6 protein-coding genes and 1 pseudogene are annotated in these 7,750 nt (G+C 41.4%); 5 read left to right on the forward strand and 2 right to left on the reverse strand.

From position 1 onward, the window contains the following. Positions 1–251: 251 nt before the first annotated feature. Complete coding sequence (locus tag AACQ83_RS22815) at positions 252–743, reverse strand: YajQ family cyclic di-GMP-binding protein (protein WP_112879731.1); 492 nt, start codon at positions 741–743, stop codon at positions 252–254. A 134-nt stretch (positions 744–877) separates the two neighbouring features. Between AACQ83_RS22815 and panE the strand changes: the two are divergent. Further along, a pseudogene (panE, locus tag AACQ83_RS22820) lies at positions 878–1,790 on the forward strand (2-dehydropantoate 2-reductase). Next, the gene (yajL, locus tag AACQ83_RS22825; protein WP_112879733.1) at positions 1,753–2,343 is read left to right on the forward strand and encodes a protein deglycase YajL; all 591 of its coding nucleotides are present in this window, start codon (positions 1,753–1,755) and stop codon (positions 2,341–2,343) included. The pseudogene panE and the gene yajL overlap by 38 nt, the downstream one beginning before the upstream one ends. A gap of 80 nt (positions 2,344–2,423) precedes the next feature. On the opposite strand, the gene thiI is transcribed toward yajL, so the two are convergent. Further along, positions 2,424–3,872, reverse strand: coding sequence for a tRNA uracil 4-sulfurtransferase ThiI (thiI, locus tag AACQ83_RS22830; RefSeq protein ID WP_112879734.1), 1,449 nt, complete (start codon positions 3,870–3,872; stop codon positions 2,424–2,426). Between the two features lie 199 nt (positions 3,873–4,071). Between thiI and xseB the strand changes: the two genes are divergently transcribed. The 3 genes from xseB (at position 4,072) to dxs (ending at position 7,200) form a co-directional block, all read left to right on the forward strand. Further along, a complete protein-coding gene (gene xseB, locus AACQ83_RS22835; protein ID WP_112879735.1) occupies positions 4,072–4,350 on the forward strand; it encodes an exodeoxyribonuclease VII small subunit in 279 nt (92 codons plus the stop codon). Between the two features lie 4 nt (positions 4,351–4,354). After that, positions 4,355–5,272, forward strand: coding sequence for a (2E,6E)-farnesyl diphosphate synthase (gene ispA / locus AACQ83_RS22840; protein ID WP_112879736.1), 918 nt, complete (start codon positions 4,355–4,357; stop codon positions 5,270–5,272). Positions 5,273–5,334: 62 nt separating this feature from the next. Next, a complete protein-coding gene (dxs, locus tag AACQ83_RS22845) occupies positions 5,335–7,200 on the forward strand; it encodes a 1-deoxy-D-xylulose-5-phosphate synthase (RefSeq protein ID WP_112879737.1) in 1,866 nt (621 codons plus the stop codon). Positions 7,201–7,750: the final 550 nt, after the last annotated feature.

A 7,750-nucleotide genomic window follows, 5' to 3' on the forward strand; every position in this document is an offset into this window, starting at 1 on the left:
AATACAGCTCTTAATGTAGTTTATGTACACCGACATGTACATATTTTCCATGACACGAGATGAATATTTATGATTATCACTGACTAAGACAAGCCGAGAAAAAATAAATTTCAATTTAAAATCAATTGGTTAATTTAATTTTCATGACTAAAGATGATCATTAATGTTGAGAGGTGATTACATAGGGGCATTCCTAGTCAGAATACCCCTCTCCACATTAGGCTAGATATATCAATCCATTAGGCGGAAAATCAATCCCGGAAATTAGTAAACTGGAATGGCTGTCCCAGCTCTGCGCCACGAACTAATGCCATAACACTTTGCAAATCATCACGAGCTTTACCTGTCACTCGCACTTGCTCCCCCTGAATCTGTGCCTGTACTTTCAGCTTACTATCCTTAATCAGCTTCACGATCTTTTTCGCCGTAGGGGTATCAATCCCCTGCTTCAGAGTCGCTTCAACGCTGTAAGTTTTACCACTGTGCAACATATCATCAGGGATATTCAATGCAGCACCATCGATACCACGTTTAGCCAACTTTTCACGCATGATATCAACCAACTGATTTACCTGAAAATCTGACTCACTGGCAATCTTGATAGATTCATTTTTTTCATTTAACTCGAAATTGGCGCTGACATTACGGAAATCCCAACGGCTAGCAAGCTCGCGCTGCGCATTTTCTACCGCGTTGCGAACTTCATGCATATCAATTTCTGAAACAATATCGAAAGATGGCATTATCCATGACCTCCTGATAATCAATAAGTTGGCATGATAACCGCTTTCCATTGTCAGCAAAAGCGCTATACTCGGATTAGCGGGATCTTATTATTTCCATCCAATATTATGGCAGCGTCTTTCAAAAGGTGTATATGAAGATAACCGTTCTTGGCTGCGGCGCTATAGGAAAACTGTGGCTAGCAGCATTATCACAACAAAAACATCAAGTGCAGGGTTGGCTAAAAAGTTCTCGGTCTTATTTATCTGTTCATATTGACGAAATGAATGGGCAAGTCTTCAACCAACCAATCCCAACTAATAACAACGACCATCTTGCCAACAGCGAATTACTGATTGTCTGTCTGAAAGCATGGCAAGTCGCTGATGCAGTGAATAATTTACTCCCCAAACTTTCACCTAATTGTCCAATCTTATTACTACACAATGGCATGGGTACCCAAGAAGAACTATTATCAGCGCCTAATCCAATACTTCTTGGTGTCACAACGCATGGCGCATATCAGGATGACCAACGGGTTTATCATACCGCTTCCGGGCTAACCCATATTGGCTCAGCAACGTCAAATGCAACTGAGCTTAGCTCTCTGGCTAATGTATTACACCAATCTTTGCCAGATGTTGCATGGCATAATGAAATTCTCTCTATTAGTTGGCTGAAACTTGCCGCTAACTGTGTCGTAAACCCGCTGACTGCACTTTATGAATGCCAAAATGGCGATTTGCTTCGCTACCCGGAACAATTGAATATTTTGTGCGAAGAAATTATTCAGGTTATGCAACGAGAAAACATCCATACCACTATCGACAACCTGATTGCCTATGTCTACGATGTGATTAAGCTTACAGCAAAAAACTACTCATCCATGTTGCAGGATGTCCGCGCAAAACGTCGCACTGAAATTGACTATATCACCGGTTATTTATTACGCCGGGCCCGTGCACATGGTCTTTCTACCCCTGAAAATACCCGTATCTATAATCTAGTAAAACATAAGGAAAGATGATTATGAACCCTTCAGCACTCATCTGCCTAACTCACGGTAGTGAAGAAATAGAAGCCGTTGCAACCATTGATTTACTGGTACGCGCTGGCATCAGTGTTACGATCGCCAGCACCGCCAGCGATGGAGAATTGATTTTAACTTGCTCCAGAGGTGTGAAACTGGTTGCTGATGTCCCTCTGGAAAAAGTTATTGATGAATCTTTCGATGCCATCATCTTACCCGGCGGTATGCAGGGTGCCGAGTGTTTCCGTGATAATCCACTCGTTATCGAAAAAATCCGCAAGGCACATTATCAAGGAAAAATTATCGCTGCAATTTGTGCCGTGCCTGCTATCGTACTTGAACACCATAATTTATTCCCTACTGGCAAAATGACCGGCTACCCCGGTTTGCAAGACAAAATTTCATCCGATAAATGGATTGATTGCCGAGTCTGTTTTGATGATCGTGTCAATCTATTGACCAGCCAAGGGCCAGCGACAGCTTTCGATTTCGCATTAAAACTCATTGAATTATTAAAAGGACGAGCAACAGCAGCAGAGGTGGCGGCTCAACTCATATTGCCACTAGGTGTATATTCTTATCAGGATTGAAAAAAATAGACAAAAACATCTTACTTTATACGATTCGGGGTTCACATAATAGGAACCCCGAAATGTATAATTAAATACAATTAAGGCCGATAAACTTTCACGTTATCAAAACCCTGCTCAGATAAATAGAGTGCCTGCAAACGACTCATTACCCCACGTTCACAATAGAGCAAATAAGTCTTATCCTTTGGCAAATCACCAAACTGGCTGCTCAACTTATAGAATGGCAATGATTTGATTTCCACACCATTTAACTGCAATGGCCGATCATCTTGTTCATCAGGCGAACGAATATCCAATAACACATCCGTCGGAGCGAACGCTGTCACCGTTTCAATTTCAACCACTTGCTGATTGCTTTGTTCTGCTATCTGGCGAATATCAATATTCTGAGCTTCACTGACAACTTTTTCCAAAATATTAAAATCGAAATTCGCCTCTTCCGCTTCAATTTTAGCTTTAACAGCTTTTACTGTCGGGCTTTTTGAAATAACACCACAGAATTCAGGCATTGTGCGGGCAAAATCCTCAGTGCCTATTTCACGTGCCAACCTGATAATGTGCTCTTTATCATGAGAAATCAGTGGCCGCAGAATCAACGTATCCGATGCATTATCAATCAAACGCAAATTAGTGAGTGTCTGGCTGGAAACCTGTCCCAAAGCCTCACCGGTAACAATCGCCTGCACGCCATAGCGCTCTGCAACTTGAGATGCCGCTCTGACCATCATCCGTTTAAGCACCACCCCCATTTGACCATCATCAACTTTTTCCAAAATTTCAGCGACAACAGGTTCAAAATCCACCGCAACGAAACGGACTTTATGGGAACTGCCAAAACGATTCCAAAGATAATGAGCAACCTGTTTCACACCAACTTCATGAGCAGAACCGCCAAGATTGAAGAAGCAATAGTGAACGCGACAGCCACGGCGCATTAGCATATAGCTGGAAACACCAGAATCAAAGCCTCCAGAAATGAGAGATAATACATCTTCCTGCGTTCCGATAGGAAAACCACCAATTCCTTCATAACGGGCTTTTACCAGAATCAGCACATCTTGATCAATTTCCAGATTAACAGTCACATCAGGATGATTGAGTTTTACTTTCGCGGATTCAATATGCTGGTTTAAACCACCACCGACATAACGTTCTACTTCATTGGAAGTAAATTGATGTTTACCGCGACGTTTAACCCGAACACAAAATGTCTTATTGTGGAGCGATTCGCCATAAGCCTCATAAGCTTGTTCAAAGATATGATGCATGTCACGAAACTCACGCTCCTCTACTTGCAGAATATGGTGAATACCGGGGATACGTGTCAGCGCATCACAAATTTGAGCGCCAAGGTTTTCATCTTTAGTACGAACTTCGATATTATCCCAATGGCGAACCACTGCAATATTATCGCCTAATGTTTTAAGCACATTGCGAATATTACTAGCGAGAATTTTAATAAAGCGCAAACGAACAGTTTGGCTCTTGATCGTGATTTCAGGGAATAATTTAATAATAAACTTCATAGTAAGTTATAGTAGCGGTTAGGCATTTTGATAAATAAAATTAATGGTATGTTTTTGTTGTCAAATCAGGCCGCGAAGTATAACACTATCTCGTGGTACAGCGCGGAAAAAACACAAAATCAGTTAAGAATTTGTTTGCACCAGCGTAATAGGATAGTCTGCAACTCTCAGGCGAACTCTGTATAAATAGTAAAAAATTATGCCAAAGAAAAATGCAATATCAGAAAGTACAAACAGTACGCCAGAAACTGCACCGGCAATGACATTTGAAAGCTCATTAAAAGAGCTGGAACAGATTGTCGCCCGGCTGGAATCAGGTGAACTGGCACTGGAAGAAGCCCTAAGCGAATTTGAGCGTGGTATTCAATTAGCCCGTCTAGGGCAACAAACTTTGCAACAAGCAGAACAGCGAGTGCAGATTCTGATTAACAATGATGTCCAATCTCCACTGAGTCATTTCTCCCCGGATACTGAATAAGCCTATGTCTGAACAAAATTCAACCCAATTTAAAGAACAGCTTAAAATCTGTCAACAACGAGTCAATAACGTTCTGATAAGCACACTATCTTCACTGGCATTTGCAGACAATCCACTAGTTCACACAATGCAACATGGCACTTTACTCGGTGGTAAACGTCTGCGCCCATTTCTAGTTTATGCCGTCGGTGAACTGTTTGGATTATCTGCAAATAATCTGGATGCTCCAGCAGCAGCCGTTGAATGTATCCACGCCTTTTCATTAATTCATGACGATTTACCGGCGATGGATAACGATGATTTACGCCGTGGACAACCGACCTGCCACATAAAATTTGGTGAAGCTCACGCGATTCTGGCAGGAGATGCATTACAGGCGCTGGCGTTTGAAATCCTATCTAAAAGAGAAATGCCGGATGTAACAACGGCAGACCGCCTTGAAATGCTTGCCGAACTGGCAACCGCTAGCGGTATCGCTGGTATGTGCGGCGGTCAAGCGTTGGATTTAGCTGCGGAAGGTAAACACATTGATCTCCATATGCTGGAACACATTCATCGCCATAAAACGGGCGCACTTATTCGTTGCGCCGTCAGAATGGGCGCATATAGCGCAGGCCAACGCGGGCATGATGCCTTACCTGAATTAGATCAGTATGCTCAGGCCATTGGCCTCGCATTCCAAGTTCAAGACGATATTCTTGATGTCATCGGCGATACCGAAATGATAGGAAAACGCCAAGGCAGTGACCAACAGTTAGAAAAAAGCACTTACCCCGCATTATTGGGGTTAGAACAAGCACAGAAAAAAGCATACGAACTGTATCAAGAAGCATTACAAGCTTTGAATAAACTGGAAGATAAATCTTATAACACAGCAATGCTGCGCGCACTTGCCAGCTTTATCATTGAACGTAACAACTAAGGTCTGCCGGTAAATTTACCCACTGGCAGCGCTATTAATAAACACTTCTTAACGAGCATCAAATGAGCATTGATATAGCCAAATACCCCACATTGGCATTAGCGGAAAATCCTGAAGAACTTCGGATGTTACCAAAAGAGAACCTGCCGAAGTTATGTGATGAACTTCGGCAATTCCTGCTAAACAGTGTCAGTCGCTCCAGTGGTCATTTTGCCTCCGGTCTTGGCACCGTTGAGCTGACTGTGGCGTTGCATTATGTCTATAAAACACCTTTCGATAAATTGGTATGGGACGTCGGCCATCAGGCTTATCCTCATAAAATCCTGACAGGACGCCGAAATCGTATTGATACGATTCGTCAAAAAAATGGGCTTCATCCTTTCCCTTGGCGAGATGAAAGTGAATACGACACCTTATGTGTTGGTCACTCATCAACCTCTATCAGCGCCGGATTAGGTATGGCAATTGCTGCTCAACGCGAAGGCAAAGGCCGCCGTACAGTTTGTGTTATCGGTGATGGTGCGATAACAGCGGGGATGGCTTTCGAAGCGATGAACCATGCCGGGGATATCGACCCAGATATGTTAGTCATTCTTAATGACAACGAAATGTCCATCTCAGAGAACGTCGGAGCGTTAAACAACCATCTAGCTCAACTTCTATCCGGTAAACTCTACACCACGTTGCGGGAAAGCGGGAAAAAAGTCTTTTCCAATCTACCACCGATTAAAGAACTACTGAAAAAAACTGAAGAACATATCAAAGGCATGGTTGTTCCTGGCACTCTGTTTGAAGAATTGGGCTTTAATTACATTGGCCCCATCGACGGACATGATGTACTGACATTGACCCAAACGCTGAAAAATATGCGTGAGTTGAAAGGACCACAGCTTCTGCACATCATGACCAAAAAGGGTCGTGGCTATGCCCCCGCTGAAAAAGATCCTATTAGTTGGCATGCGGTGCCTAAATTTGATCCGACCACTGGCGCATTACCTAAAAGCTCAGACAACCGCCCTACTTTCTCCAAAATCTTTGGAGACTGGTTATGCGAAGAGGCTGCTAACGACAAAAAACTGATGGCGATCACACCTGCCATGCGTGAAGGCTCTGGTATGGTGCGTTTTTCCCGCGAATATCCTGATCAATACTTCGATGTCGCCATTGCAGAACAACATGCCGTGACTTTTGCCGCAGGTTTGGCAATTGGTGGTTACAGGCCAATTGTTGCAATCTATTCGACATTCCTCCAACGTGCTTATGACCAGGTTATCCATGATGTCGCCATTCAGAATCTACCTGTTCTATTTGCAATAGATCGCGGCGGTATCGTAGGTGCTGATGGTCAGACACATCAAGGCGCCTTTGATCTTTCATTCCTTCGTTGCATCCCCAACATGGTAATTATGGCGCCAAGTGATGAGAACGAATGCCGACAGATGCTGCATACTGGCTATCATTATCAGCAAGGTCCAGTAGCCGTGCGCTATCCACGAGGAACCGGAACGGGTGCGGAACGCCAACCATTTGAACAATTACCAATTGGTAAAGGCGTTATTCGCCGTCAGGGTAAGAAAGTTGCGATCCTAAACTTTGGTACCCTATTACCTGATGCAATAACAGCAGCAGAATCACTGGATGCGACTGTTGTTGATATGCGTTTTGTCAAACCATTGGATAAAGAATTGATATTAGAAATGGCTGATAACCATGATTTATTAGTCACGCTGGAAGAAAATGCCATTATGGGAGGTGCCGGAAGTGGCGTTAATGAACTACTAATGCAGGAAGGTCGCCTGGTGCAAATTCTGAATATTGGCTTGCCTGACCAATTTGTGCCACAAGGTAGCCAGGAAGAAATCAGAGCAGATTTAGGACTTGATGCCGTAGGTATTCAAAATAGCATCAATAAAAGGCTATTTTCCTGAGTGTATAAGGGTAATAGGGTATTTATCCTATTATCCTTACTATTATATATAGCAACACAGTTAATTAACTATATAATTTATTTATTGATAAAAACAAATACAATCTTCATACTAATTATGAAAATTTGGCATATTATAATTAATATCTTTGTAAATTTTATTTTTTATAACAAATATAAATTCATTATCAATCAAACAATAACCTATTGATTTAAAAACAATAATTATATCTTTAGGTATAATTGTTGTAAATGAAACATAGATAACTCGCAAAAAATGACGTACAAGGATTAAATAAGTAAATAAGTAAATAAGTAAATAAGTAAATAAGTAAATAAGTAAATAAGTAAATAAGTAAATAAGTAAATAAGTAAATAAGTAAATAAGTAAATAAGTAAATAAGTAAATAAATAAATAAGTAAATAAGTAAATAAGTAAATAAGTAAATAAGTAAATACGTAAATAAGTAAATAAGTAAATAAGTAAATAAGTAAATAAGTAAATAAGTAAATAAGTAAATAAGTAAATCAGTAAATAAGTAAATAAGTAA

Source organism: Photorhabdus sp. S10-54 (genome assembly GCF_963878145.1).
GTDB lineage: Bacteria > Pseudomonadota > Gammaproteobacteria > Enterobacterales > Enterobacteriaceae > Photorhabdus > Photorhabdus kayaii.